The following is a 27,000-nucleotide window of genomic DNA, read 5'->3' as shown; positions in this document are numbered from 1 at the left end:
TTCAAAGGATTGCGTTATTTAACACAAAACTTTTTTTTGTCCTTTCACGTACCATTTCTGGCCCGATGGTCCTTCCGTCTATTGTAACCGACTCACCATTTGCCAGTTTCCCAAACATGGGACCCGGAGGAACTCCCATTTTTCGTGCGAGATCGGGGTTGAACCTATCATCCGTAATATACAACACGTTTTCATCGAAAACATATTCAGTATCATAACGTCCTTTTAGTATTTTAATGCATTCGTTTACCAAAAAGGTAAGGAAATCCTCTGCATCCTGCTTCCAGAAAGTAAAGAACACATTTGAGACAGTTGCATCCTCTAATTCAAAATACACAATATTTGAGTTCTGAAGTACGTTCTTCAAAGCCGCAATGTCCACTGATTTGACCAGTTTAATAAGCTCCTGATCTACCCTGACAGTTATGGCAGACATAGCATCCATACCCGAACCAGTGAGAGCCACCTCACCCAGCCTTTTCCGGATACCTTCGGAGAACTTCACCTGACCCAATATATCATGCTCCTTCACCTTATGCAGGAATATCCTGAAATCATCCCAATGGACACCTCTCATCTCCCTGATGTCGCTCTCCCTTAGCAGTTCAAGACCGGACGAATCCGCCAGATCACTTATCTTCTTCCGATCTCCCGAAGACATCGATTTCCGGTCACAGTACACCAGATCGGCACCTGACCTCTCAACTGCCTGCCGGAACATAGCTCCATCAACATTCTGGATCTGGTAATTCGGGAAATTGTGCCCAAATGTCACATCAGAACTAAAAATAAGATTCGTCTGCCTTGCAGCATAATGCCCACCGCCAAAACCAATGGCAACCGGACATTTTACCTGTTCCACAGCAAGGATAGCACGGGCAACTATATCACCGGCAGCAGTATCGACCCATTCTGACTCCGAACTTCCGATCTCCGCATACACCGAAGGAACGTTCAGGTCTGAAGGACCATGATGCGTTGACTCCATGGAGACGTCATAGCCAATATCACCAGCCATTTCAGACATTGACAGTAGAATAGAACGCAAAGCAAATGGAGCTGCTTTTGCCAGCTCACCCGGATTGCCGCCAAAATCGGCTGATCCCGGATTTCCTGTAAAATGGGATGTGAGCAACCGTCTTCCATCCGCACTCCTGTGCTTGGAAGCAAAAATTATGAGATCACAAGGAAACCCTGCTTTTTTTAGTTTCTCATCTATATTTTCCAGATAGATATGATGTATATTAACCTCCACGATCCGGAAATTGCCACTCTCATAGACTTCGGACAGGACCTCAATTATACCTGGAGGTAACTCCAACCTTCTCCATTCCCTGAGACTGAGCAAATGAGCTTTTATGTTCTGACCTGCCATATCAACAGTCGAACAGATAATGATGATGTTTGTAGAACTTTCCTTATCGATAGTTGTCTGCATGATCAATAAACCCCAGTAGTAAATTACATTTAAGTCACAAACTGTTCACAGCAATTAGAATAGCACAACTAATAACCTTTACCGCCTGCAGATGATAAGGGAGCGGAGGTCATACCTTTACCATATCGAATACCCACCTGCTAACACCGGGAGCAATATTGCCACACCGACGATAACCGATAATATTGAGTCCCATACCTGAATATTTCTTGATCAGACCTTCGATCTGCTCCCGGGTCTTGAACGTATAGAAATGCAAATGTCCACCAATTCTTACAAGCGGAAGCACATCCTCAAGGAAACGATCCATCCCATAAGGAGTTGGAATTATTACCCTGTCAAACTTTGCATTCAGCATATTCCCAATACAGGATGCATCTGCAAGGATAGGACTTATGTTATCCCCCACATGGTTCAATTTGATGTTCTCAGCCAGCCATTTGCAAGCTGCCGGATTCTTCTCAAGAGCAATGACCTTCGCACCCTTTGCTGCAGCAGGAATTGCAAATGGTCCGACCCCGCAGAAAGGAACCAACACGTCCTCACCCTGCTGAACCAGGGAAGCCACCCGTTTTCTCTCAAAAGCAAGTCTTCCATTGAAAAAAACGTCCTTCAGGTCCATTTTATACCTCATACCAAATTCCGCATGAGTTGTTAACGAGCTATCACCAAACAACAGTTCGAAACCGGCAACCCGATGATCACCTTCCAGCTTCGTCACCTTATTGAGGACCCCCCGGATATTGCCCCTCCTTGAAGAGATATACTCTGCAACAGAAAATTTATGATCGACCAATTCAGGAGGGATCGATACAACTGCAACATCCCCGATAATATCGAAACTTTTGGGAATAAGATGATGGATATCTTCAGGAAAGTCATCGAGATGCTTAAAGGAAGTCATTAGAAGGAACACCGCTTATACATGAACCACGCCTTATTGAACCTCATTAATTACAACTCATCAATACACTTTTGTGGACTTGATGTTCATGAACTCATAGAAACCGAACCTTGAAAGCTCCCTTCCAATTCCGCTCTTCTTCACACCGCCAAATGGTAAATTTGCCTCGGGCCTGAAAAAGCCATTCACACCAACAACACCCGCCTGAATCTGGCATGCAAGGGAGGAGGCCTTTACTTCATCCCCGCTCCAGATACTGGCACCCAGGCCGAACTCAGTCGCATTGGCAACTCTCATGGCCTCGACCTCATCTTTAACTGCAATGATAGGAGCTATCGGGCCAAATGTCTCATTTTTCATGACTTCCATATCAGTTGTCACATTAGAGAGGACGACAGGTGAGAAATAGTAACCCTCGCCTCCCAGACTGCCACCCTCAAGCTCTACTTTAGCACCCATCGAAACTGCTTCACGTACCTGTGCTTCAAGTAATGCAACCTGACCCTCACGGACCAGTGGACCAAGGTCTGTTTCAGGGTTCATCGGATCACCCAGCTTAAGTGCACGGGTCTTTTCCACAAAAAGAGCTGTGAACTCATCTGCAATTGATTCATCCACAATGAAGCGTTTGGATGAAATGCAGGTCTGACCGGTATTGATAAAACGACCTGAAACAGCGACCTTTGCAGCCATTTCAATATCGGCATCTTCCAATACGATGAAAGGATCACTGCCCCCGAGTTCAAGAACACATTTCTTCATGTTCCTACCCGCCGTTTCAGCCACTTTCTGACCTGAAGGAAGACCACCCGTAAATGAGACAGCGGCGACCTCCGGTCTTGATATCAATGAGGAAGCCGTAGGTCCGTCTACAAGGAGTGTCTGGAACACACCTTTTGGAACACCTGCTTTCTCAAAGATCTCCTCGATCTTAAGAGCACACATCGGAACATAGCTGGAATGCTTCAAAATCATCGTATTCCCGCCTGCAAGTACATGTGAAGCAGCACTCAGGACCTGCCAGAGAGGAAAATTCCAGGGTTTGATAGCAAGTATCGTGCCCATGGGCTCAAATGAAATGAAGGCTGATGAAGCATCATCCACAACGTCAGGCTCAAGAAGTGACTCAATATTGGAGGCAAAATAGTCGAACATGCTTGCACATTTTTCAACCTCTGGAAGCGACTGTTTTATGGGTTTGCCCATTTCTTTTGTAATGGTATCTGCAAGATCCTGCTTCTCCTTTCGAAGCACAGCAGCGACCTCTTCAAGATAGACTGCCCGCTCTGCAGCAGCAAGTGAACTCCATTCCAGGAACGTTTCGCCGGACCTTTTCAGTATCGAATTTACTTCTTCAGAGGAGTGCAATTCGAACTCACCATTGACCTTCCCATTTGCAGGATTTATTGAGACCATTGCGTTCATAGTTGGCTAATTGATCCTAATTTGATATAAGAGAGGCGGATTTGATATCAATGTATAAATGATAGTACCAGATGACAATATGGAGGTACTCAAATGAACTACAAACCATACCGACCACTGAAAGCGATAGGATATTCATTCCTCATCTGGGCGATCGGTTTTGCGTGGGGAACCGTTGTCTTCATGACCCCGACATTATCGGAGATAACCACCATAGAACATATTTCTAAAATGCCGGCCATAACCATCCCGTTACTTATCGCATATTTGTTGTTGATACCATACATTTCAAAGAGATACCTTGAAAATGCAGTGGACAAAATTGCAGAGGCAACTGCTCTCGGAGTGATCTTCCTCGCAATAAATGCACTTCTTGACCTGGTGATGTACCTGACGATCTATGATCAGGACTACTATGCATATCTGTCAATATGGCTCTCCTACGCATTGCTACTGATACTGCCACTATCCATCGGAAAACGCATGCAGAACTGAGCCCTGGCACATAACCGAACATATATAAATGCATTCACCCCCAATATATCGTTATGCAGCAATTACTTGACACCGCAGAAAAGATCAGGACCATGGAGATACGTGGAGCAGGAAGGATAGCCGAAGCCGCTTCTGCTGCACTTCGTGATTACGTACTGAGCCTCAAGGTCACCAACATAAGGGATTTTAACAGGAAAGTGGATGAGGCTGCCAATATCCTAATCCAGACACGGCCTACCGCCGTATCCTTACCAAATGCAGTACAGATCACAAAACGTCATTATTCTGATGATGTGGCAGGAGCACGTGAGGAAATTGTCCTGAATGCGGACATTTTCCTCAAACAGGCAGGAGAAGCTCTTGAAAAGATGGGGAAGATCGGTGCTAAAAGGATACATGACGGGGATGTCATCATGACACACTGCAACTCCCACGCAGCACTTTCGGTCATATCCACCGCTTTCAGGCAGGGCAAGGACATCTCAGTCATAGCAACCGAATCACGCCCGAGAAGACAGGGATTGCTTACCATAAGGGAACTGAACGATTACGGCATTCCCACCACATTAATAGTTGATTCTGCAGTCAGATACTCCATGAAAGAGGTCGACACCGTAATAGTTGGTGCTGATGCAATAACCGTCAATGGTGCTCTTGTAAACAAGATCGGAACATCACAGCTGGCTCATGCTGCACACGAAGCAAGGAAGAATGTCCTGAGCGTTGCTGAAACTTTCAAGTTCAGCCCGAACACGATACTTGGTGACATGATCGATATCGAGGAAAGGTCTGCAGAGGAGGTCATTGATCCAAAGGTTCTTGCAGAAATGCCAAATGTGAAAGTGAAAAATCCTGCATTCGACATAACACCTGCCGAATACATTGACATGATAATAACAGAGGTAGGAGCATTCCCACCACAGATGGCCTACACCATCATCAAGGAACATCTCGGATGGGAACTCACCAATATCGGATGATCAATGATCGGTCAAAGATAGCAACTAAAAGATAAGGTGATCAATGATTTGGTCACTTTTTTTACATACATTCAAATCATCAACTAAAAAAATGACCGCCGATCACTCGACGATCGTACCTACCGGACTTTCCTTATAATAACTTACCAGTTGCTCAACAGAATCTGTTGAAAAGGTTTCCTCTGAGCCGAAAAGTATGCTCGAAAGAGAAGGCCTGTTAATATAATATACTGAAGGCTCACCTTCGATACCTCCAAGTTCTGCAGCAGCATCAATAGCATCATACAGATTCCCAAAGTCATCGATCAGCCCGATCTCTTTTGCCTCCACCGCTATGTAGATGCGACCATCAGCAATATCCTTGACCTCGCTCTTTGTCATATTACGGTGCTCTGCGACACTGGTAATGAACAGATCATATACCTTGAGAACTACCGTGTCGGCATACTCCTTCTCCTCAGGAGTCAGGCCCCTCCAGTCGCCACCCATATCCTTGAACTCACCGGATTTTGAGATGTAGAAATCTATACCTTCATTATCGTAATATTCCGACCGGTTCGTGTAAACTCCGATCACACCTATGCTTCCGGTTATCGTGGAAGGGTTTGCCAGTATCAGGTCTGCAGGTGCGGAAATATGATATGCAGCGCTTGCAGCCACATCGCCCATGGAAACAACTACCGGAATACCCTGTGCCTGGACATTCTCGATCTCAGTTATGATCTCCTCTGCTGCTGCCGGCGATCCGCCTCCGCTGTTCACCCTGAGGACTATGGCCTTGACGCCTTCATCGGCTGCAGCTTCACGCAGGCTGTTGCATATATCCTCAGATGTTGCATATCCAAAGCCTGAAGGGAGATTACCTGTAAGCATGGTTCCCTGTACATAGATTACTGCAACTTTATTATCAGAAGTATAGATCTCACCACCAAAGGACAGGTAAATAAGTGCAAAGCTTCCACCAATTATAAGCAACAATGCAGTGAACAATGCAATATATTGCCATTTATGGCTCTTTTTTGGAGCAGGCGGACTTTGTGGAGCTTCTTTTGCGCCCATTGCTTCCTTTGGAGGTATTGTTGTCCCCTCTTCTTTAACCTCTACAGGAGGGTTATATGCTACAATATCTTCTTCCGGAGACTCAACTGAAGGCACAACAACACTGTCCGGCAGGTTTCCATCCTCATGAACATTGTCCAGTATCTCCGTATAATCGGGTTCCGGAGTCATCTCGAATGCTCCAAGATCCGGCACATCCTCTGTGGATTCTTCCAGGACTTCATCCAGAAGGTCTTCAGCATCATCTTTTAAATTAAAAGGTTCTTCACTATTGGTCATCCAATACCTCTGATATATATTGTAGATTGACCTGAACATTCAAAAAGCTTCTCTTGTTGATAATATAAGCGAAATATATTTTATTATTGCAGACCATGCAAAAGGAAACTAATGATAATGGAGATAAAAGATGTCCAAATTCCCATCAGATAAACCAGTCCTCGTAACATGTGGGCTGCCATATGCAAATGGAAAGGCACACGTCGGCCATTTGCGTACATATATCCCTGCAGACATATTCACAAGATCCCTCCGTAAGACCGGACAGGAGGTCACTTTCGTATGCGGTTCCGACACTCATGGAACCCCCATCGTTTTCAACGCGGAAGAGCTGAACACCACACCTAAAGAACTGATAAAGATATATCACAAGCATTTCGATGAGACCTTCAAGGAAATGGGTGTGATGTTCGATGCATTCGGCACGACCGATGATCAAACAAATCACGACCGTACTACCGAAATCGTCAACAAGCTTATCGAAAACGATTATGTTTTCCCAAAGACCATCGAGATCGCATATTGCCCGGCATGTGACCGCTTCCTCCCGGACAGGTATGTGAAAGGAACATGCCCACACTGCAAGGAAGAGGCAAGGGGAGATGAATGTGACCAGGGATGTGGAAAGCATCTTGAACCGGGAGAACTTGAGAATCCGACCTGTACCACATGCGGCGGACCTGCCGAATACAGGAAACAGGAGCACTATTTCTTTAAGCTGTCCCAGTTCAAGGATTTCCTGATAGAGCACCTTGAAAAGCTCGGAGGAACCCTCAATGCAAGGAACTACGCACTTGGATGGATCAAACAGGAGCTGACCGACTGGTGCATCACAAGGAACCTTGAATGGGGAGTGCGCTTCCCGGGACATGATGAACTTGTGGTCTACGTGTGGGTAGATGCACCTATCGGATACATCGCGTTCACTGAAGAATGGGCAGAGGCAAATAATGAGAGCTGGGAGAAGTTCTGGAAAGAAGATTCCCGCATCGTTCACTTCATCGGCGGAGATATCATATACCACCACTGCATCTTCTGGCCGGCCATGCTCAAAGGTGCCGGATATACCCAACCTTGGGCAGTTGTTGCATCAGGAATGGTGAAGATCGAGGACAAGACGTTCTCAAAGAGCCGTGGATACGTCGTATGGGTAGGAGAAGACTATCTAGACCATGGATTCCACCCGGACCTGCTACGTTACTACCTCGCAAGTTACACATCCCACACCAAGGAACTTAACTTCTCATGGGAGGTCTTCCAGGACAAGATCAATACTGAACTTGTAGGAGTTTTCGGAAACTTCCTGTACAGGACACTTCTGTTCACACACAAGAACTTCAAGGAGATACCTGCCGGCGAGATCAAACAGGAAACCCTGGATGAGATCAATTCAACCATTGAAGCTGCAAATGAGGCAATGGAGAACTATGAGTTCAAGAAATATGCCGACAGCGTAATGGCACTGGCATCATATGGAAACAGCTATTTCCAGTCCAACGAACCATGGAAGCTCATCAAAGAGAACAAAGAAGCATGTGGCGAAGTTGTTGCAAACTGCATACAGCTTGGAAAGGCACTGTGCCTGCTCTTTGAACCGATTCTGCCAGGTAAAATGGAAGATGCATGGAAGCAGATCGGAATGACAACAGATGTGCATGCAGCAGGATATGCTGAAGCCACAGAACTTGTAAAGAGCGGCACACCACTTGAAAAACCATCGATCCTCTTTGAGAAGGTAGAGGATGAAAAGACCGAACAGATGGAAGCCATTGCATCTGCAAGAGTTAAGGAAGCCATTGCAAAACAGAGTGGCAAGGAAGAAAAAGAAGAACCAAAGGAGATGAAAGAACTGATCACATTCGACGACTTTTCAAAGCTTGACCTGAGAATAGGAACCATCGTTTCTGCCGAAGAGATAAAGAAATCCAAGAAACTGCTTAAGCTACAGGTCGACCTTGGCGAGGAAGAAACACGCCAGATCGTCGCCGGTATCAAGGAATCACACTCACCGGAAGAATTGCCCGGCAAGCAGGTACTTGTACTTACAAACCTCGCACCTGCAAAGCTTTGCGGAGTGGAGTCCAACGGCATGATACTTGCAGGAACTGATGAGGAAGGCAAAGCTATCCTGTTGCAGCCTGAGAAAGGAACCAATGCCGGAAATGGCATAATGTAAGTGTCAATGTAAAGCGAATTAGAATACAAGCGCGAGAGTAAACTTCAATAGTAAATGTGAAGTTGAACTCAAACCTAAATTAAAAAGAAAGGAGAACAACTCTCCTTTTATTTCTCCATCAGCATCTCAAGATAGGATGTCCTGATGGAATCCTCTTTTTTTATCCCAATGCTTTCAAGGAATTCGAACAGCAGTTCCCTGTGAGAATCAATATCCGAATCTGCCACTAATTCCACTTCAACGAACTCACCCAGGCCTTCAACTGAATCAAGGCAGATGGTGATATCATCGTATCTGTAGATCTCCCGTGTTTTTTTCACAATTCCGGATTCAAAAAAACCAAGCGAGACAAGAATGCCCTTTGCTGCCGTCCCGTCCACAGGGGTTTCAAATTCCTCCCTTGTCTTAGAGACGCTGTCGAGCTTCCTGCCCTTGTAGGTCATGCGCGTGCCGCCGTTGACACTGCGCAGCCTCAATGCTTCGTCAGTTTCTGCAAAATCACGATGAGGTGCATTGTAATACACATCAAGGTGATCTTCAGTTCGGATCTTGAGTGCGCCCATTCCCAGGATCCTGTCCCTGACAGGACCATGGTCGGCACGCACCTTGATCTCGATCTCGATCATCTTATGCAGGGATGTATTTAGTTCCGTAATAGATCATGCCCCGGTCGCCACCCTCACCGAGCTTCCTGAACACTGGCTTGACCTTCATCCCGATATGCACATCCCCAGGTTTGCAAACTATCTGGCTTGTGAACCTTGGACCCTCATCCAGCTGGACAATGCCAAGCACATAAGGAGCCTGATGTTCAAATCCTTCTGCTGCTGTGTGAATGACAGTATAGGTCACGATCTCTCCGGGACCTGAGAACTTGTGAGACTCTATCTCACCGTCACGCCTGCACTTAGGGCATACGTTACGTGGGGGATAATAGTATGAATCACAGGTCTTGCAGTGTGTTCCAACCAGATTGTACCTGTTGATCTGCTTTCTCCAGAATCTTGCTACAGACATCGATGATCACCTCTCCCTCGCTAAAATGTGTACAACTGCTGTCGCGCCGGAACCTCCGACGTTGTGAGTCATTCCTACCTCAGCCCCGTCTACCTGACGTCCGCCAGCCTCGCCGCGCAACTGATGGGTGACCTCTACAACCTGCTTGATACCAGTAGCACCAACAGGATGACCACATGATTTCAGACCACCTGAAGTGTTCACAGCAATCTTTCCGCCAATTGCTGTTTCTCCCTCTTCGGTCATCTTTCCACCCTCGCCTTTCTTTGCAAAGCCAAGGTCCTCGATAGCACATATCTCAGCAATGGTGAAACAGTCATGGACCTCAACAAGGTCGATGTCAGCTTGGGTCATCTTTGCCATCTCGAATGCACGCTTGCCTGCTGACACGGATGCATCCAGTGTTGTGATATCGCGACGGTCATGCAGTGCGATGGTATCGCTTGCCTGTGCTGTTGCTTTTATGTAAATAGGAGTGTCCGTGTATTCATGTGCGATATCCGCAGGAGCCAGGACCACTGCAGCAGCACCATCTGTTATCGGAGAACAATCGAATATGTGTAATGGGTCTGCTACCATGATGGAGTTCAGTACACTGTCCACGGTTATAGGACTCTTGTACTGTGCAATAGGATTCATGGAACCGTTCTTGTGGTTCTTGACCGCTACAGTTGCCATCTGTTCACTGGTAGTGCCATACTGGTGCATGTGCATCCTTGCGACCATTGCATAAAGGCCGGGGAACGTTGCACCCATTATGCCTTCCCACTCACGATCTGCCGCTGCGGCCAGAGCTGAAGAAGCTGCCGTGGCGGAAACATCGGTCATCTTCTCAACACCTGCTGCCATCACAATATCCTCATGGCCTGAAGCAACTGCCATCACGGCCTGCCTGAATGCAAGGCCACCTGAGGCACAGGCTGCTTCCACACGTGTTGAAGGAATATGAAGGTCCAATGCCAGGCCTGAATAATCAGCGATCAAAGCACCAATGTGCTCCTGCTCAACGAATTGTCCGCCACTCATGTTACCGACATACATGCCATCCAGCCTGTCGCCGCTAACTCCCGAATCCTCAATCGCTCCGATACCTGCTTCCACAACGATATCCCTGAAGGAGCGTTCCCACATCTCACCGAACTTTGTGTTCTTTACACCAATAATTGCTACATCTCTCATATCAACACCCCTCATGCCAGCCTGATCTTTCCTTTATGCTTGGCATACATTGCATAATCCATATAGATCGGATCTGCCAGTAGCCCTTCAACTGTAGGTGCAGCCTCGCGGATCTCATCGATCTTGTCAGTCACCCTGAAACTGAAGGCATCTCCGCCAGCTCCTGAACCGAATGCTGTTGCGAATATCCTGTCACCTGGTTTTGCCTGGTCAAGTGTTGCGGCAATACCCATCATGCATGAGCCGGAATAGGTGTTGCCCAGCCTTGGGACGACCAGACCGGGTTTGATCTGCTCTTTGCTGAATCCCAGCATCTTGGCGACCCTTGAAGGGAACTTACCGTTAGGCTGGTGGAAAACAGCATTATCATAGTCAGAAGGTGATGTACCCATCTTTTCCATCAGGCCATTTGCAGCACCGCTCACGTGCTTGAAATATCCCGGTTCTCCGGTGAACCTTCCACCGTGTTCAGGATAAGGCATGCCCTCACGTCTCCAGAAATCAGGAGTATCAGTAGTAAATGAGTAAGTATCCTCAATAACTGCCACCATCTCAGATTCCTTACTACCGATGATGCAAGCGACACCGCCTGCTGCAGCAGTGTATTCCAGTGCATCGCCGGGCGCTCCCTGGGAAACATCGGCACCAATGGCCATTCCAAGATCGACCATTCCACTTGAGACCAGACCCATGCATGCCTGGATCGCAGCTGTACCTGCCTTACAGGCAAATTCAAAGTCAGCTGCTGTCATAGCCGGTGTTGCCTCAATGGCTTCAGCTACAATAGTACTGGTAGGCTTTACAGCATAAGGGTGGCTTTCAGAACCCGTATAAACGGCTCCGATACGTTTGGGATCTATGTTGTTTCGTGCTACTGCGGACCTTGCAGCCTCCACTGCAATTGTAGCAGTATCCTCATCCATGTCAGGTACTGATTTTTCATTTACCATCAGACCTGCACTGAGAATATCTGCATCATCTCCCCATACACGGGCGATATCTTCTACTTTTATCCTATATTTTGGGATATAAGCACCATACGAGACAATCCCTACACTCATTGTTTTATTCACCTGTTTGATGTATTAAAAGTTTTCAAGATCTATCTAAAAGAGATACTCTTTCACTCGATCACATGATACTGGCTGTACTTTTTCAGGACATCCACCAGTTCATCAATATCCATTGTCGTTGCAAGAAGTGGTATCCGATCGATCTCTGCCATCTTCCTGGCCATCGGATCTACCTGATTACCCCTTATTCCGTGAATGACCACTGCACCGGGTTTCAGATTTGTGACGCGGATAGCCACCATTGGTGATTTTCCGGTAGAAACCTTTGTGAATATCATTGCACGCTCGGTACTCCAGCCATACAACTTCTGGAACTCATGGGATGAAAGCTCAAGAATAGCCTTTTTACTGTCCACGACAGTGAAACCGTAAAGCGGCTTTTCAACCCCTTTGTTCACAACATCTGCTTCGACAAGGGTTGCAAGCTTTGCAAGCTGTATAGGATATGTATACTCATACGTGGCATACACTGCCTTGGCACCCGGATCGGTATAAAGCATACCTTCATAGCTATGGATCTTCTGTCCGCCTTTAGAGGAATCTATTTCCAAAAGTGCGTCTACGATCTTGCTTACAATAAGAGTACCGGGAGATTTCCTTCTGCCGCTTTCATAATCACTTATCACAGAAGGAGATACACCAAGATAACCAGAAAGATCGGTTTGGGCAATTTCAAAGTTCAATCGCCACTTCTTCAAAGCCTCTCCGGGCTTCTCAGATAAAGTGATCTCACCGGCCATCTTTTCAGCCAGACGCTGGCGGATGTTCTCATGGGCCATATCTTCAGTCATGCTTCGTTAGTCAAGAGGATGAATCTACATATATATTTAGCGAATGATCTTACGACAATTGACGAATAAAAATCCTTATGTTGTTCAACTATTTATAAAATGCCGATAATGTTCTATAAATCATGCCCTTGATAAATCTCAAAATGCATGCAAATGTTTCTGAACTGACGCTGTACCTGAAGTGTCCCCGGCAGGTATACTATGCTTACCGAAACCATAAGCTTGCCCCAGAGATAACTTCCGAATACCTCGAGCACATGATGCTAAAGGAGCTTTCCCTCGGATATCCTGATGCTATCGAGAGAACTACGGCTGACAAACAGAATATCCATGACGAACTTAACATCGAAATGGAACGTGTAAAGGCCGAGCTGGAACTAATATATTCTACCGAACTACGAGACCTGCCCTTCAAAGTACTGGAAACTGCTGAAAGTGTTGTTTCTGAACAGATCGACAGCATTGCCATGAACCTTTCGGAAACGATCAGGAAGCATGGTAGAGAAGAGATCATACAAATGATCAGGCCATGTCGCACAGAGCCAGTACTGCATTCTGACAAACTAAAGATGACCGGCATACCTTCTGCAATTGTGCACTACAAAGAAAAGATGGTACCGCTTAGTATCAGAACAGGCAAATGTCCGGATTCCGGTGTTTGGGGAAATGACAGGATCCACATTGCAGCCATTGCAATGCTTCTCGAGGACAACTATGAGGATAGTGTCGAGCATGGTTTTGTCCAATATGCAAGACATGGAAATATCCGAAAAGTGAAGATAAGACCGGAAGACCGCCGACAGGTTCTGAAGATACGAAAGCGTGTTGACACTATAAAGGAAGGCATCCTGCCTGAAAGGAAAGAAGGTCCTATCTGCAAATATTGCAATTTTACAAAATTCTGCACTACTACGAAGTCATCTCTTGCTTCCAAACTCTTTTGAAAAGGTTCCAGCACCCAAAACCTATTTATGCATTCTTCCAGTGACCATCTACGATGTCAAAACCTGTATATCTTGGAAAACTGCTTCTCCACTGGTGCAGTCATTGCAATGTACCCGTACTTGGGAAAAAATGCAGTTGTGGGGAAAGCACTCAAAAGGTAGAGGTCACCCCTCCTGGAGATATACGTCCGGCATTCCAGTACGACATCGATCATATCAATGCCGTTTCACTAAAGCAGTTCAACGCACCACTTATACCGGAAGGTCATCTTGTTGTAATGAACAAAGCTCCATACGATGACAGGATGGAAGAGATCATCGTTGACGGAGAAGTTCTCGCAAGCATCCGTTTTGAGATGGAAGAACTACAGTGGGTATTATTGCCAAGACTGCCCGGCGCAAGACGTCTTTTCGAAGGAAAGGACCTCAAGGACATGAAGGGATGGGTTGTACTGGACGGCGGAGCCGTGAGTTTCATATTAAAGGGTGCAAGCGTACTTGCACCGGGGATCGTTGATGCCGACCCGGACATACAGATTTCCGATGAGACGGTCGTACTTACCCCCGAAGGAGATATCATAGCTGCTGGTCGTGCACGCATGTCAGGTGCCGATATGCTGGAACACAAGCGTGGTGTCGGTGTCAAGACCCGCTGGAAAGGCAAGCCTGAGAAACTGAACGTTCCGGAAGGTGGACAGACCTGGGACGATGCCGTGAAGGCGAACTCTGATATCCTCGAACGTTTTGAGGAGAAAGCACATTCATTTATCAAAAACGTTACCGAGACCGTTAAAAAACCGGTCACTGTGTCATATTCCGGTGGCAAGGACAGTCTTGCAGTATTACAACTGACAAGTGAATGCCTAGAAGATTTTGATCTCCTCTTTGCAGATACCGGACTGGAATTCCCTGAAACCGTAGAGAATGTAAAAGAGATAGAAGAATTATACAGGAAACCACTCAGGACAAAAGCTGCAAAGGAAGCTTTCTGGGATTCCGTGGATAATTTCGGACCACCATCTGTGGAAGCACGCTGGTGCTGCAAGGTATGTAAGCTCGGCCCCATCACACAGATAATCGAAGAGAACTACGAGAACGGATGTCTCACTTTTATCGGCCAGAGAAAGTATGAGTCCGATGCCCGGGCAAAGAGCGAACGTGTGTGGAAGAACCCCTGGGTAGGAAACCAGGTGGGCGCATCCCCGATACAGGACTGGACCGCAATGCATGTCTGGCTTTACATATTTAAGACCGGGGTACCATACAATGTGATGTATGAACGCGGTTTTGACAGGATCGGATGCTGGCTGTGCCCGTCCTCATCACTGGCAGATCTGGTGCGTTTAAAGGAAACCCATCCAGAGATGGAAAAGAGACTTAATGACTACCTGCTGGAATATGCAGAGCGTATGGGACTCTCAAAAGAGTGGGTGGACCATGGATTCTGGAGATGGCAGACCCTGCCACCTGCTATTGCAGAAGTGGCAAAACAGAAAGGGATCAATATCATACCAAAGAGCAAAGTAAAGGGTAACCTGAACTTTGCTGTGACCTCCGGATACAGGCCATGCCGCGAAGGTGGGATGTCTGCAGAAGGCAGTTTTGGCATTGCACTTGATATGGAGCTAATTGAGAGTACCGGACAGCTCCATGCTGCCGGAAAGCCTGCTTATATCGAAGGGGTCGCTTCAGTACAAAATGGGGATGAACGTGCACAGATATTCGCCTCAGGGACAATCACTGCAAGAGGCAATGACGAGAAGAGTGCACGCAAGTTCATGACCAATGTGGAAAGATCGGTCAGGCGTGCCCTGAAATGCATGGGTTGTGGAGTCTGTGTGGGACAATGCCCCAACAATTCCATTACCATCAAGAAAGAAAAAGCGGTCATTGGAAATACATGCATCCACTGTGGCGCCTGCATTGACATTTGTCCGATCGTGAAATTTGGCTGATTAACGGACCAATGTACCACATTGCCAACCAGAACATTTATACATAATATATAACAACATAATTTGGTGATTTTTTGGTAAAAAGAGCACTGCTGAGCGTCTCTGACAAAACTGGAATCGTAGAGTTTGCAAGAGGACTTGAGCAACTGAACATAGAGATCATATCGACCGGCGGAACTGCAAGGATGCTCCGTGATGCGGGTATTGAGACTACCGATGTCTCAGAAGTGACCGGATTCCCTGAAATGATGGGAGGTCGTGTAAAGACCTTGCATCCAAGGATACACGGCGGGCTTTTGTGCCTGAGAGAAGATGCTTCACACATGGGAGAGGCAGAAAAAGAATCCATCGAGCTTATCGACATGGTGGCAGTCAATCTCTACCCCTTTGAGATAACCGTCTCAAAAGAAGGTGTTAACCTTGAAGAGGCGATCGAGAACATCGATATCGGTGGACCTACAATGTTACGTTCTGCTGCAAAGAACTACTCCTCTGTAGCCGTTGTATGTGACCCGGAAGATTACGGACACATCCTCAAGGAATTAAGGTCAACAGGCATAGTATCCGACCAGACAAGGGAAACACTTGCAGTCAAGGCATTCCGTCACACTGCAGACTACGACAGCACCATTGACACATACCTGAGCAAAACACTACTCGGAGAGGACGTTCTTCGTATGAACTTCACCGACGGCGTCAAGCTTCGTTATGGTGAGAACTGGCATCAGGAAGCAACATTTTACAGGGAGAAGGGTATTGAAGGACCTGCACTCTCAAATGCAAAACAACTGCATGGAAAAGAGCTTTCCTACAACAACTACGTTGATGCCGACAATGCACTCCAGACGATCAAAGAGGTAGGGAACAAGAAACCTGCTGTTGCTATTGTCAAGCACAACAACCCCTGCGGACTTGCAACTGGAAATACACTTTGTGAAGCATTGCAGCACGCATGGGACGGCGACCCCATATCCGCCTTTGGCAGTATAATCTGTACGAACACCGTATTTGACATGGAATCCGCAGAGTTCCTCAAAGGCAAGTTCGTCGAGATCATCCTGGCACCTGGATTCGAGCACAATGCACTTGAGTACCTGAAGGAGAAGAGCGCAAACCTTCGCTTGCTTGAGCTTCCACAGTTCAACGAGAGCTTTGATACAGACAGCACCTACAAGTATGTCATTGGAGGAATGCTGAAACAGCAAAGGAACATCGGTCTCTACGAGAAGTGGGAATGCGTTACAGATACACCATACCCTGAAGAAAAGCGTGAACTGTCCGAGTTCTGCATTTGTGCCTGCAAGAGCACAAAGTCAAACTCTGTAACTCTGGCATATGAGTACAGCGAAGGATGTTTTGTGATGCTCTCAATGGGTGCAGGACAGCCAAACCGTGTTGATTCCATCCGCAAGCTTGCAACCACAAAAGTAAGAGAGAACCTGGAAATGATATACGAAAGGGAAAAGCCGGACATGTCATTTGAAGAATACTGGGAGTCCATACTTTCCGAATGTGTCATGGCATCAGATGCTTTCTTCCCATTCGATGACAGCATAGTCCATGCCAACGAAAGCAAGATCAGATATATCATATCCCCAGGCGGATCGATCAGGGATGATGAGGTAATTACAACTGCAAATCGCCTGAACATATCCATGGTATTCACAGGAATGAGACACTTCCTGCACTGAAAGACCAAAAAGAATGCGTACACAGGTATGCATTCTTCCAACCATTTTTTTATTTTTCTTTTGACCTTTTTCTGGAGCGACCTTTTTCAAAGTTGTTTCAATTACGTCTAATTGTATTTCAGTTAAAATATTAGAACGATTGGTTATAACCAAATATTTCAAGACCATAGGACCTCATAATGAGAATGTCGAACAATTGTATTTTGAAGATATAACCAATATTTCAGAAATGTTTAAATAACAATTCCTAAACTATATATACAATTGATACACAATCAACCTTGGAGTTGATGCAACTGAAATCAACAGGGTTACTGAGCATTTTAACATTTTCTGAAAAACGAAAGGACCTTCTGTTCCTGTTAGAAGAAGGACCTCGATCATTATCCCAGATAAGGGAACATTTTAACGTCAGCTCACCGGAGATATCCCCCCGATTAAAAGAAATGATAGCTGCAAACCTTATCTGCAGGGATGAAAAAGAGTATTTCATAACCCCCATTGGCAGAGTTGCAGCCAAATACCTGAGGCTACTGGTGGATACACTTTGTTCAATAGAGAAAAATGAGGAATTCTGGAAAGAACACATTCTTGAAGGTATCCCACAATATCTTCTTGACAGGATAAGTGAGCTTGGAGAATGTTTCATCCATGAAGAAGGTCTTGAGAACATATACGATTCCCATAAGAACTTCTTGGACAACATTGCCGAATCAAATGAGGTCTGCGGCGTATCTTCAATATTTATACCCAGGTATCCCGAATTCTTCGCAAACCTTGCAAAGAACAATGTCCCCACATCCCTCATACTAACCAGGAACGTCTTTGAAAAAGTTAAAAATGAGTACACAGAAACGATGCAGATGTACCTGGATTCGGATAACACAAGCCTTTACCTGATCGACAATGCTAAAGTTGCGTTCATCGCGACTGACAACTACTTTTCCCTGTCACTCTTTTTCAAGAACGGGAGCTATGACCCACAGAGAGACCTGATGGGAACCGGACAGACCATTGCAGGCTGGGGAAAAGAACTCTTTGAGCATTACAAAAAAGAGGCAAGGGAAATTACATCCCTGTAAATGCCTTTAATCCGACCATCATACTTGATTCACCATCTACAACGAACAGGCGCTTGTGCATTCTGCCCTTTGACTCATTTTCCGTAGGTACTGTGAACCTACCTATGCAGATCATTCCTGCAATGAAGCTGTAAACCAGAATAATAGGCTCATAGGCAATGGCCTCTGAAAGTATCAAAATCCCCAGAAGAGAATGGGAGAATAGATGCATACCCAACAGGAGATCACGGGTCCTTCGTGGTCCAAGACTCACAGGCAGGGTCTTGATACCTGCAAGAGCATCACCCTTGATGTCCTTGAAATCATAGACAGATGAATTAACGAAAAGTTTGATCCCAAAGAAAAGGAAAACTGCAATCACAGGGAAAAGACTTTCAGCATACCAGCCTGCAATACCGGCAATGAAGGCACCCCATGTTGTACCCACAACAAGATTTTTTACTCCAAGACCGCCTTTTAGTTTCAAATGATGTTTGCCGACCTTTAGTCCTTTACTGTAAAGATAACCGGTAACAAGAGGAAGGAATGCGAGAAGCAATATTCCATCGAGGAACAGGAAATAAGCACCTGCTAAAAATGCAAGCAACGAAACGAAAAGTGCTACATCCCTTCTTGCACCTGTAAGCTCGGACCTGTTGACAGCATCTTCTTCTGAATCAAGCGCACGATCCAGTGTGTATACAGCATACACGACCAGGCCACCTGCTATACAGGAGAGAATGTTACATTGCATCTGGAGCAGAAGGAAAGCAAGATATATCCTTAAAGCCCCGGACATCGAGACCAGTGTGGAACTGTTCAAGAGATGAAGGGTTGGCCACAGCCCCGAAATGTCAGGTAAAACAAGATTATTGTTGTTACTGTTGTTGTTTTTTGGATAGCTCAACTGATTTGTGGAAATAACTGTTTTTTCAGCCATGAGTATAATAGTAGTGGACTTCCAGATATTATTAAAGTAAAATAGGATTATACCATTGAACTAACTTAGACAACTCCACTAAAAGATAACTAAATCACTAATATATACCCGTGAAAAAATAACTACTAATTACATCATACTAACCAAATGAACATCATTTGGGAAGGATTAAAAAAAGCAGAAAAACGAAGAGTTCGGGATGTTCGAATGAGTGATTGAACAACCGCATCCTGATAACTCAAGAGGCTGAAAATGAAAAACTATTGTCCTGCAATATCCGCAGAGATTGAAAGATATACAGATGGAGATCAGCAGAGATATACCATAAACTGCTGCAAAGAATCCTCCAGCCTTACAAACATGTGGAAACTAAAGATGATGGATATACGATCTCGATCAAACAGTCCCTTTGAACCATCCATGGACGTGCCATTCGGAGCTAATTCACATTACTGGACTGATACGAATGGCTTGAACATACACATCGGTTCCTGCGACACAAATGTGATCGGAGATTCAAGAAAAGGGGTCAGCAAATTCATTTCCACCATCTTTTTACAGGAATTTCCTGATATGGAATCTGCAAATGCCAGAACTTTTGGTAATGATCTTGCAGATGAGATCAACATGTTAGCCCATATGGATCCCGGGAAGGAAAACGCCAGAAGCATCAGGATCGAATGGTCATCCATGGCACTTGTTTTTTTCTACAATGAAACACAGCCTAATGATACCATACCCCTATTGATAGACGATCGATGCCACAATATTCGTAAAAAGAGATAATACGGAACTGTTTTATAAGGTGTTTTCTTTCTCACCACCAAACCTTTTCGAGGAAAACACCAATGAACGCCAGAGCCCGGATGCTTGCAGAAGAAAGCATCTCAAAGGTCCTTTTTAAACTTTCAGTGCCAGCAACCATAGGAATGGTAGTTCAGGCACTTTACAACCTTGTGGACACAATATTTGTCGGAAGGGCACTCGGGGCTGAGAGTGTACAGGGAATAGCAGGCATTACAATAGCATTCCCTATCCAGATGATAATAATGGGAGTGGCACTTACAATTGGACTTGGAAGTGCATCCATAATATCAAGAAGCCTTGGCTCAAAGGACTACAAACGTGCTGATATTGCACTTGGGAATGCCATATCTGCAATACTGGCACTCAGTATACTTATCACAGTACTTGGAAGTATTTACATCGTACCCCTTCTGAAACTGTTCGGTGCTACCGATACCATCCTGCCGTTCGCATTTGACTATACGAGAATAATATTGTACGGAACAATCGTTTTTGCATTCTCAATGACAGTCAATAATATAGTTCGTGCAGAAGGCAATGCAAAGGTTGCCATGCTGACAATGCTCATATCTGCCGGACTGAACATAATCCTTGACCCGATATTCATTTTCGGATTTGATATGGGAATCGAGGGTGCTGCCATCGCAACCGTAATATCACAGGCTGTCAGCGCCATCTACTTGGTACATTATTTCAGCAGTGGAATGAGCAGCCTGAATTTCCATGTAGGAAATCTCATTCCTCATCCGGACGTTTTCAAGGAGACCATTACCATCGGAGCATCCTCTTTTGCAAGAAGTGCATCAGGAAGCCTGATGATCATTGTAATAAACAACACACTGGCGATCTATGGAGGAGACATACCCATAGCAGTCTTTGGTGTTGTCAACCGCCTTTTCATGTTCACCTTCATGCCAATGATAGGCATAGTCCAGGGGCTCCAGCCTATTGTAGGATTTAATTACGGTGCAAAGAACTTCGAGAGGGTCATTAGCTCAACGTTGCTTGCCATAAAGGTTACCACCGTGATATCGATGGCAGGATTCCTGTTGCTGTTCCTCTTCCCGTCCCAGTTATTCAGCATCTTCACCACAGACCAGCAATTGATAGATGCGGGCAGATCTGCCACACGCATTATGGTGCTTGCAGTTCCATTCATCGGATTCCAGATAGTAGGAGCATCCATCTACCAGACCCTTGGAAGAGCCTGGCCAGCATTCATACTATCCATCAGCCGTCAGGTCCTGTTCCTGATACCCCTTGTGTTGATACTGCCCAGATTTTTCCAGCTGGAGGGAATATGGATAGCGTTCCCGATATCAGATGGACTTTCATTCCTTGTGACCTTTGTAATGCTGGCAAAGGAATACAGCATTTTCAAAGGTATCCGCGCATAATATAACGAGGAGACATCCTGAAAATTATTTGAGCTCGTTGTTGTTGTTGTTGTTGTTGTTGTTCCACCACATCCTGACCCGCATAGTATCACCAAGGTGCAGGATGGAACCATCCTCGTTCTGAGGCAGGACCGTACCCAGATATTCCCTCAGGATCTCCAGTTTTTCAGGAGTATATGCCCGATAGTGTGGGATGTAGTGTTTTACAGCATCCTCCAGTGAAGAGAAATACATACTCCGCTCGATGGGGAAGACGTTTATGTTAGGATAGATGCCCATATCGTAAAGAACGTTGTACATTATGTTGCACTTGGGAGAACTGTGATATTCCTCGTTGTGAAGGGCAGGCCATATGGCTCGATACTGTTCATCCCAGGATGTTTCTCCTGCAAACCAGTAGATGTAGACGGACCCGCTGGAAACTGCCTGAATCTTTTCAAAGGCCTGCCTGATATCGGGAACGCTCAGCGAATAGGAAGCAATCACAACATCATAGTTATCACCCATCTCTTCCAATTCAATGTCTTCCCAGCCTTTGTGTATGCACTGGATGTTGTCGAGGTTCATCTCATCAATATTTTCCTGCAGAACGGATATCATACCATCAGAAGGTTCGACAGCAACAACCTCTCGGACGCGCTTTGAGATAGGAATGGAAAGTGCTCCCGGACCTGCACCGATATCAAGAACACGTGAATCAGGTTTAAGGTCTATCTCGTTCAGGGTATGGTCAACCCGGGCAGCGCCTTTGTCCCGGGACATTTCCCAGTACCTTCTGGCGCTTTCCTTGGTCTCCCATATGTCCACCTTTTCCGATGAGCCATCCACTTCATTATAAAGCCTCATCTGTTCCTTCCATACTTCGTTCCAGTCAACTTCGCTGAGATCCATGGCAGGAATATGGGAAGTCATCAAAAAAAGTTTTTGCTCCAAAAAATTAGGAGGGTATCTCAGAAAATATAAATATTTAGAAGATGAGGAACCTTAGAAGAATGAGTATTAAGAAGAACAAAATGAAAACGAAGAAGGAAGAAGAAGAAGAAGAAGAGGATGAGGAAAGAGAACTACGCATGAGTCTCCTTTCCTTAGCAAATACGTGTCTTATTAAAGTTTTTCAGCTATCTGCACAGCATTCAAAGCAGCGCCCTTAAGGATCTGGTCACCACATACAAAGAACTCAAGACCGTGGTCACCGAAAACAAGGTTCTGTCTTATCCTGCCAACTTCCACGTCATATTTTTTGGTAGCAGTCAGTGGCATTGGGTAAACGTTGTTCTCAATGTCATCTTTTAGTTCGATTCCCTCTGTTTCGCCTAATAGCTTCTTTGCATCTTCCGGAGAGATCGGTTTTTCGGTCTCGATCACTATGCTTTCCCCATGAACCCTCATGGTCGGAATCCTTACACAGGTGCAACTAATTGCCATGTCAGGTTCACTGAATATCTTTCTGGTTTCCCAGACAACCTTCATCTCTTCACGGGTGTAATCGTTTTCCTGGAAACTGTCAATGTGTGGAATTGTGTTGAAAACGATAGGATGAACAAAGACCTTGTTCCGGGCCTCCTTGCCTTCCAAGTAATTCCTGGTTTCCTCTGTCAATTCGCTCATTCCGGCAGCTCCGGCACCGCTGGTAGCCTGGTAGGTACTGATGATGACCTTCTTCAGAACATATTCCTTGTGGAGGTTATACAGAGGAATGGCTGCAATAGCAGTTGTACAATTCGGATTGGCGATCAGCTTTGAGTCCCCGATAGCATTGGCATTGATCTCAGGAACCACCAGTGGCACTTCATCATCATATCTGAAAGCACTACTGTTGTCGATCACATAGCACCCTGCATTTGTTGCCTTTTGGGCATTCTCCTTGCTCCAGCCTCCGCTGATCGCAAAAAATGCGATGTCAAGCTGTGAATAATCTGCCGAGCCGGCGTTTTCAATGGTGATCTCACCAAAAGGTGTCTCGATCGTCTTACCTGCACTTCTCTCTGATGCATAAAGCCTTAGACTTTCCACAGGAAAGTTCCTGTCATGAAGAACTTCGATAATTTCCCTGCCTACTGCACCAGTAGCACCCATAATTCCTATCTTGTAACTCATTTTCCTTCGTCCATTAGTTGCTGAGAGTCCATGAAAACCCTGAGTTTCTTTATTAGCATCATTTATGTGAAATTGTGTGAACTTTGCTTTTGGGATCTCAATGTATTCCAAATTGATCTGCAATTCCACTTATCAGTGTTTTTTTGCTATATATCATACACATAGAAATAGCCTATCCTTGTTTTAGTTGCTCTAACAAAAAAGATAGAGGAGATTGTAAGGCCCACAAAGAGAGACCATATTAAAACAGCACCATAATGTAAAATCCGTGCATTTAATTATTATCAGGACATTCTACACCCCATGAAATTCGCTAAAAGACCCCTTATTTTAATGATACTGGACGGCTGGGGATACTCACCCGATGACAAAGGAAATGCCATAGCATTGGCTGACACCAGCAACCTTGATCGCCTTGTAGAAGAGTATCCTAATACACTACTCACTACATCAGGAGAGGACGTAGGACTTCCTGAAGGGCAGATGGGTAACTCTGAGGTCGGCCACCTGAACATAGGAGCAGGTCGTGTTGTCTACCAGGACCTGACCCGTATCAACAGGGATATTGCGAACGGGGATTTTTTCAGGAACCCTGTGTTGCTGGAAGCCATCAATAATGCAAAGGAGAAATGTTCAGCCCTTCATTTGATGGGACTTTTTTCTTATGGCGGGGTACACAGCCATATGAACCACCTGCGTGCACTCATTGAGTTTGCAAAGAACAAAGGACTTGACAGGATCTACATACATGCATTCCTTGACGGTCGCGATGTTCCACCAAGAGCAGCTCTCGAGGACATGAAAGAACACGTCAGGCTCTGCGAATCCACAGGATGTGCAAGAACAGCGACAGTCGCCGGAAGATACTATGCAATGGATAGAGATAACCGCTGGGATCGTGTACAGGCAGCATACGATGCTATCACTCAGGGAATTGGATTCCAGTCCAAAGACCCGGTATCCGCTGTTTCAGAAGGCTACGAAAGAAATGAAGATGATGAGTTCATCAAACCTACGGTGATTGTCGATGAGAACGGAGAACCTGTTGCCACAGTCAAGGATAATGATTCCGTGATCTTCTTCAATTTCAGGCCTGACCGTGCAAGAGAGCTTACATATGCCTTTGTTAACGAGGATTTCGAAGGATTCGAACGCAAGGTGCGTCCTAATGTTCACTACGTATGCATGTCCGAATACGATGAGAAACTAACAGTACCCATTGCATTCCCTTCAGAGGAACTTAAGAACACACTAGGAGAGGTCCTCAGCAAGGCAGGGATCAAACAGTTGCGTATTGCAGAAACGGAAAAGTATGCCCACGTGACCTTCTTCTTCAACGGGGGTGTGGAAAAACAGAACGAAGGTGAGGAAAGATGTCTAATCCCATCGCCAAAGGTCGCCACCTATGACCTCAAACCTGAAATGAGTGCATACGAAGTCACCGAGGAGCTCATCAAAAGGATCGATTCCGATACATATGACGTGATCGTACTGAATCTGGCAAACATGGACATGGTCGGACACACCGGAATAATAGAAGCTGCCATCAAAGCAGTGGAAGCAGTTGACGAATGTGTTGGGAAGATCATTGACCATATCCTGAAAAGGGGAGGAGAAGCCATGATCATGGCAGACCATGGAAATGCGGAAAAGATGATCGATTACTGCACGGAGGAAGGACGCTGCCACACTGCACATACATGCAACCCCGTACGCTTCGTGTATGTCACAAAAGAAAAGGGAATTTCACTTTCAAAGGGAAGGCTTTCGGATGTATCCCCTACCATCCTGAACATCCTGGACATAAAGCAGCCAATCGAGATGACAGGGCATTCCCTGATAAAAAAAGAATAATTAGAACTGCTGTAATTAGAACTGCTGTAATTAGAACTGCTGTAATTAGAACTGCTGTAATTAGAACTGCTGTAATTAGAACCACTGGTCAAGGGTACTCTGTCCGCCACCCATGCTGGATTCAAGGCGGTCGAGTGCCTTATTTACCCTATCTTCCGAAAAATCGTGCCCCTTGCAAAGGAAATCAATGATTCCGGCACGATCAGGCTTTTTCCATTTTAGCTCATAATCATCAGTTACCGGAGGGTTCATGAAGAATTCCTTTTTAGCATCAAGCTCCTCGATATCCTTGCCGGTTTCGGACAGGACACCTTCGAAGCTACCGTATTCTTTCACAAATTTAAGGGCCCTTTTCGGACCGATGTTCTCAAGCCCGGGATTGTAATCAGTACCGATGCACATGGCAATATCGATGAGCTGTGAACGTGTTACACCAAGCCCTTCAAGGCTTTCCTCAAGAGAGATAATCTCCGGCTTCACATCCACATAGAGGTTCTTGCGAGGGAGTTTCCTCTTGCCGGTTATTGTCAGGTTCCGTACAACAGAAGGCGCCCCGAAGAGCAGGGAATCATAATCCTGCGAACCGATGAGATCCGCATCTCCCTTACTTACCATATAGGCAGCCTGAGCCTCTCCTTCAGAGGGAGCTTTCACATAAGGGATGCCCATTAGCTCCAGAAGTTTTGTCGAATCCTCAATGATCTCCTTTGTAACCTTTGATGAGGCCTGGGCATACTTATATGCTTCTTCCTCAAAACCCTGTGCTTTGGCATCTTCCCATTTTGCACTTGCAGCTTCACGTATCTCGTGACGCTTCTCAAGAGTACCGGATTTGAACTCAGGAGGCTTGCCATCAAACACGAACACTGGTTTGACACCACTCTCTATGAGATTTGTGAACCTGTAAAGGATACCTGAAAGATGGGATGTTACCTGCCCGCTTGAATCTTTCAGAGGAGTACCATCACGTTGCCGGATTATGCTCAGGAACTGGTAAAGTGTATTGTAGGCATCAATAGCAACGACCTTATTCGAAAGCTCAGCTATCTCAACGGTATGTTTCAGAAGCAGATCTCCAATATCCGTACCCATGTTTCCTTATAATTAAAAAAGATCAGTCATGTCTTGAAATATCTTCGTTGACATCGATCCGCACATCTATTACTGAATCATCATGTGCATTGATCTTGCCAACCTTGAGGACATTCCCTACACGGTCGAGAACTGTTGTTTTGGTTACTTCCACCTGATGTACATCATCGCCTTTACCGTTCTTATGCACTATCAGTAGTTCCTGACCACAAACAGGATTTTTACCAATTTTAGAAACAAGATTTTTTACAACCTGTTCAAATTCAGAGTATATAAGGACCTCTGAATATTTCCCAGCTTTTTTGATTATGCCGATCGGTTCTAAATTAATGCGCATATACGCAAT

The 27,000-nt window shown here is 45.5% G+C and carries 24 protein-coding genes; 10 read left to right on the top strand and 14 right to left on the bottom strand.

Going from position 1 to position 27,000, the window contains the following annotated elements; genetic code table 11:
- Position 1: 1 nt before the first annotated feature.
- The 3 genes from E7X56_RS00540 to E7X56_RS00530 all read right to left on the bottom strand — a co-directional run bounded on the left by E7X56_RS00540 (position 2) and on the right by E7X56_RS00530 (position 3,767).
- Positions 2-1,438, bottom strand: coding sequence for a D-aminoacyl-tRNA deacylase (locus E7X56_RS00540; protein WP_135603813.1), 1,437 nt, complete (start codon positions 1,436-1,438; stop codon positions 2-4).
- Positions 1,439-1,547: 109 nt separating this feature from the next.
- The gene (locus E7X56_RS00535) at positions 1,548-2,342 is read right to left on the bottom strand and encodes a class I SAM-dependent methyltransferase family protein (RefSeq protein WP_135603811.1); all 795 of its coding nucleotides are present in this window, start codon (positions 2,340-2,342) and stop codon (positions 1,548-1,550) included.
- Between the two features lie 60 nt (positions 2,343-2,402).
- Entirely contained in the window at positions 2,403-3,767 is a 1,365-nt protein-coding gene (locus E7X56_RS00530; protein ID WP_135603809.1) for an NAD-dependent succinate-semialdehyde dehydrogenase, read from the bottom strand.
- Between the two features lie 93 nt (positions 3,768-3,860).
- Between E7X56_RS00530 and E7X56_RS00525 the strand changes: the two genes are divergently transcribed.
- Together E7X56_RS00525 and E7X56_RS00520 are read left to right on the top strand one after the other, a co-directional pair.
- Complete coding sequence (locus tag E7X56_RS00525) at positions 3,861-4,262, top strand: hypothetical protein (protein WP_135603808.1); 402 nt, start codon at positions 3,861-3,863, stop codon at positions 4,260-4,262.
- Between the two features lie 53 nt (positions 4,263-4,315).
- Entirely contained in the window at positions 4,316-5,242 is a 927-nt protein-coding gene (locus E7X56_RS00520; RefSeq protein WP_135603806.1) for a ribose 1,5-bisphosphate isomerase, read from the top strand.
- A 102-nt stretch (positions 5,243-5,344) separates the two neighbouring features.
- Here the strand turns inward: E7X56_RS00520 and sppA are convergent, their stop codons facing one another.
- Positions 5,345-6,580: a signal peptide peptidase SppA gene (gene sppA / locus E7X56_RS00515; protein WP_135603804.1), complete on the bottom strand. Its 1,236-nt coding sequence runs from the start codon at positions 6,578-6,580 to the stop codon at positions 5,345-5,347.
- 130 nt (positions 6,581-6,710) lie between these two features.
- Here sppA and metG point away from each other — a divergent pair, with 130 nt between their 5' ends.
- Positions 6,711-8,756 (top strand): methionine--tRNA ligase, encoded by a 2,046-nt coding sequence (metG, locus tag E7X56_RS00510; RefSeq protein ID WP_135603802.1) that lies wholly within the window; start codon positions 6,711-6,713, stop codon positions 8,754-8,756.
- A gap of 107 nt (positions 8,757-8,863) precedes the next feature.
- Here metG and cyaB read toward each other — a convergent pair whose 3' ends face one another.
- The 5 genes from cyaB to E7X56_RS00485 form a co-directional block, all read right to left on the bottom strand.
- Entirely contained in the window at positions 8,864-9,382 is a 519-nt protein-coding gene (gene cyaB / locus E7X56_RS00505; RefSeq protein WP_135603800.1) for a class IV adenylate cyclase, read from the bottom strand.
- A gap of 1 nt (position 9,383) precedes the next feature.
- Positions 9,384-9,773, bottom strand: coding sequence for a Zn-ribbon domain-containing OB-fold protein (locus tag E7X56_RS00500; RefSeq protein WP_135603798.1), 390 nt, complete (start codon positions 9,771-9,773; stop codon positions 9,384-9,386).
- A gap of 6 nt (positions 9,774-9,779) precedes the next feature.
- Complete coding sequence (locus E7X56_RS00495) at positions 9,780-10,952, bottom strand: thiolase domain-containing protein (RefSeq protein ID WP_135603795.1); 1,173 nt, start codon at positions 10,950-10,952, stop codon at positions 9,780-9,782.
- Between the two features lie 11 nt (positions 10,953-10,963).
- Positions 10,964-12,013 (bottom strand): hydroxymethylglutaryl-CoA synthase, encoded by a 1,050-nt coding sequence (locus tag E7X56_RS00490; RefSeq protein ID WP_135603793.1) that lies wholly within the window; start codon positions 12,011-12,013, stop codon positions 10,964-10,966.
- A 62-nt stretch (positions 12,014-12,075) separates the two neighbouring features.
- A complete protein-coding gene (locus tag E7X56_RS00485) occupies positions 12,076-12,816 on the bottom strand; it encodes a helix-turn-helix domain-containing protein (RefSeq protein WP_135603791.1) in 741 nt (246 codons plus the stop codon).
- Between the two features lie 122 nt (positions 12,817-12,938).
- Between E7X56_RS00485 and E7X56_RS00480 the strand changes: the two genes are divergently transcribed.
- From E7X56_RS00480 to E7X56_RS00465, 4 genes are all read left to right on the top strand, one after another.
- Positions 12,939-13,760, top strand: coding sequence for a Dna2/Cas4 domain-containing protein (locus E7X56_RS00480; protein WP_135603789.1), 822 nt, complete (start codon positions 12,939-12,941; stop codon positions 13,758-13,760).
- 53 nt (positions 13,761-13,813) lie between these two features.
- On the top strand, positions 13,814-15,715 hold the full coding sequence (locus tag E7X56_RS00475; protein WP_135603787.1) for a phosphoadenosine phosphosulfate reductase family protein: 1,902 nt from the start codon (positions 13,814-13,816) through the stop codon (positions 15,713-15,715).
- Between the two features lie 74 nt (positions 15,716-15,789).
- On the top strand, positions 15,790-17,406 hold the full coding sequence (purH, locus tag E7X56_RS00470; RefSeq protein ID WP_135603785.1) for a bifunctional phosphoribosylaminoimidazolecarboxamide formyltransferase/IMP cyclohydrolase: 1,617 nt from the start codon (positions 15,790-15,792) through the stop codon (positions 17,404-17,406).
- Between the two features lie 290 nt (positions 17,407-17,696).
- Entirely contained in the window at positions 17,697-18,488 is a 792-nt protein-coding gene (locus tag E7X56_RS00465; protein ID WP_371413326.1) for a helix-turn-helix transcriptional regulator, read from the top strand.
- Here the strand turns inward: E7X56_RS00465 and E7X56_RS00460 are convergent.
- Positions 18,475-19,407 carry a UbiA family prenyltransferase gene (locus E7X56_RS00460; protein WP_135603783.1) on the bottom strand — a complete coding sequence of 311 codons (933 nt, stop codon included), beginning with the start codon at positions 19,405-19,407 and terminating at the stop codon, positions 18,475-18,477. The genes E7X56_RS00465 and E7X56_RS00460 overlap by 14 nt on opposite strands.
- A gap of 252 nt (positions 19,408-19,659) precedes the next feature.
- Here E7X56_RS00460 and E7X56_RS00455 point away from each other — a divergent pair, with 252 nt between their 5' ends.
- Both E7X56_RS00455 and E7X56_RS00450 read left to right on the top strand, forming a co-directional pair.
- Positions 19,660-20,193 (top strand): hypothetical protein, encoded by a 534-nt coding sequence (locus tag E7X56_RS00455; protein ID WP_135603781.1) that lies wholly within the window; start codon positions 19,660-19,662, stop codon positions 20,191-20,193.
- Between the two features lie 62 nt (positions 20,194-20,255).
- The gene (locus E7X56_RS00450; RefSeq protein WP_135603779.1) at positions 20,256-21,611 is read left to right on the top strand and encodes an MATE family efflux transporter; all 1,356 of its coding nucleotides are present in this window, start codon (positions 20,256-20,258) and stop codon (positions 21,609-21,611) included.
- Between the two features lie 24 nt (positions 21,612-21,635).
- On the opposite strand, the gene E7X56_RS00445 is transcribed toward E7X56_RS00450, so the two are convergent.
- Positions 21,636-22,502: a class I SAM-dependent methyltransferase gene (locus E7X56_RS00445; RefSeq protein ID WP_135603777.1), complete on the bottom strand. Its 867-nt coding sequence runs from the start codon at positions 22,500-22,502 to the stop codon at positions 21,636-21,638.
- A 213-nt stretch (positions 22,503-22,715) separates the two neighbouring features.
- Positions 22,716-23,708, bottom strand: a complete 993-nt coding sequence (locus tag E7X56_RS00440) for an aspartate-semialdehyde dehydrogenase (RefSeq protein ID WP_135603775.1) — start codon at positions 23,706-23,708, stop codon at positions 22,716-22,718.
- 303 nt (positions 23,709-24,011) lie between these two features.
- Between E7X56_RS00440 and gpmI the strand changes: the two genes are divergently transcribed.
- A complete protein-coding gene (gene gpmI / locus E7X56_RS00435; protein ID WP_135603773.1) occupies positions 24,012-25,562 on the top strand; it encodes a 2,3-bisphosphoglycerate-independent phosphoglycerate mutase in 1,551 nt (516 codons plus the stop codon).
- Between the two features lie 75 nt (positions 25,563-25,637).
- On the opposite strand, the gene fen is transcribed toward gpmI, so the two are convergent.
- Together fen and E7X56_RS00425 are read right to left on the bottom strand one after the other, a co-directional pair.
- On the bottom strand, positions 25,638-26,654 hold the full coding sequence (gene fen, locus E7X56_RS00430) for a flap endonuclease-1 (RefSeq protein ID WP_135603771.1): 1,017 nt from the start codon (positions 26,652-26,654) through the stop codon (positions 25,638-25,640).
- Positions 26,655-26,676: 22 nt separating this feature from the next.
- Complete coding sequence (locus E7X56_RS00425; RefSeq protein WP_091690805.1) at positions 26,677-26,991, bottom strand: hypothetical protein; 315 nt, start codon at positions 26,989-26,991, stop codon at positions 26,677-26,679.
- Positions 26,992-27,000: the final 9 nt, after the last annotated feature.

The organism is Methanococcoides sp. NM1 (assembly GCF_900774285.1).
Classification (GTDB): Archaea; Halobacteriota; Methanosarcinia; order Methanosarcinales; family Methanosarcinaceae; genus Methanococcoides; species Methanococcoides vulcani.
The sequence above is the reverse complement of the archived record's forward strand: the minus strand, read 5'-3'. Positions and strand labels throughout refer to the sequence as shown.

Excerpts from the sequence above, each read along its gene's own strand:
- E7X56_RS00540 (WP_135603813.1), bottom strand. The coding sequence starts at position 1,438 with ATGCAGACAACTATCGATAAGGAAAGTTCTACAAACATCATCATTATC.
- E7X56_RS00535 (WP_135603811.1), bottom strand. The coding sequence starts at position 2,342 with ATGACTTCCTTTAAGCATCTCGATGACTTTCCTGAAGATATCCATCAT.
- E7X56_RS00530 (WP_135603809.1), bottom strand. The coding sequence starts at position 3,767 with ATGAACGCAATGGTCTCAATAAATCCTGCAAATGGGAAGGTCAATGGT.
- E7X56_RS00525 (WP_135603808.1), top strand. The coding sequence starts at position 3,861 with ATGAACTACAAACCATACCGACCACTGAAAGCGATAGGATATTCATTC.
- E7X56_RS00520 (WP_135603806.1), top strand. The coding sequence starts at position 4,316 with ATGCAGCAATTACTTGACACCGCAGAAAAGATCAGGACCATGGAGATA.
- sppA (WP_135603804.1), bottom strand. The coding sequence starts at position 6,580 with ATGACCAATAGTGAAGAACCTTTTAATTTAAAAGATGATGCTGAAGAC.
- metG (WP_135603802.1), top strand. The coding sequence starts at position 6,711 with ATGTCCAAATTCCCATCAGATAAACCAGTCCTCGTAACATGTGGGCTG.
- cyaB (WP_135603800.1), bottom strand. The coding sequence starts at position 9,382 with ATGATCGAGATCGAGATCAAGGTGCGTGCCGACCATGGTCCTGTCAGG.
- E7X56_RS00500 (WP_135603798.1), bottom strand. The coding sequence starts at position 9,773 with ATGTCTGTAGCAAGATTCTGGAGAAAGCAGATCAACAGGTACAATCTG.
- E7X56_RS00495 (WP_135603795.1), bottom strand. The coding sequence starts at position 10,952 with ATGAGAGATGTAGCAATTATTGGTGTAAAGAACACAAAGTTCGGTGAG.
- E7X56_RS00490 (WP_135603793.1), bottom strand. The coding sequence starts at position 12,013 with ATGAGTGTAGGGATTGTCTCGTATGGTGCTTATATCCCAAAATATAGG.
- E7X56_RS00485 (WP_135603791.1), bottom strand. The coding sequence starts at position 12,816 with ATGACTGAAGATATGGCCCATGAGAACATCCGCCAGCGTCTGGCTGAA.
- E7X56_RS00480 (WP_135603789.1), top strand. The coding sequence starts at position 12,939 with ATGCCCTTGATAAATCTCAAAATGCATGCAAATGTTTCTGAACTGACG.
- E7X56_RS00475 (WP_135603787.1), top strand. The coding sequence starts at position 13,814 with ATGTCAAAACCTGTATATCTTGGAAAACTGCTTCTCCACTGGTGCAGT.
- E7X56_RS00465 (WP_371413326.1), top strand. The coding sequence starts at position 17,697 with ATGCAACTGAAATCAACAGGGTTACTGAGCATTTTAACATTTTCTGAA.
- E7X56_RS00460 (WP_135603783.1), bottom strand. The coding sequence starts at position 19,407 with ATGGCTGAAAAAACAGTTATTTCCACAAATCAGTTGAGCTATCCAAAA.
- E7X56_RS00455 (WP_135603781.1), top strand. The coding sequence starts at position 19,660 with ATGAAAAACTATTGTCCTGCAATATCCGCAGAGATTGAAAGATATACA.
- E7X56_RS00450 (WP_135603779.1), top strand. The coding sequence starts at position 20,256 with ATGAACGCCAGAGCCCGGATGCTTGCAGAAGAAAGCATCTCAAAGGTC.
- E7X56_RS00445 (WP_135603777.1), bottom strand. The coding sequence starts at position 22,502 with ATGGATCTCAGCGAAGTTGACTGGAACGAAGTATGGAAGGAACAGATG.
- E7X56_RS00440 (WP_135603775.1), bottom strand. The coding sequence starts at position 23,708 with ATGAGTTACAAGATAGGAATTATGGGTGCTACTGGTGCAGTAGGCAGG.
- gpmI (WP_135603773.1), top strand. The coding sequence starts at position 24,012 with ATGAAATTCGCTAAAAGACCCCTTATTTTAATGATACTGGACGGCTGG.
- fen (WP_135603771.1), bottom strand. The coding sequence starts at position 26,654 with ATGGGTACGGATATTGGAGATCTGCTTCTGAAACATACCGTTGAGATA.
- E7X56_RS00425 (WP_091690805.1), bottom strand. The coding sequence starts at position 26,991 with ATGCGCATTAATTTAGAACCGATCGGCATAATCAAAAAAGCTGGGAAA.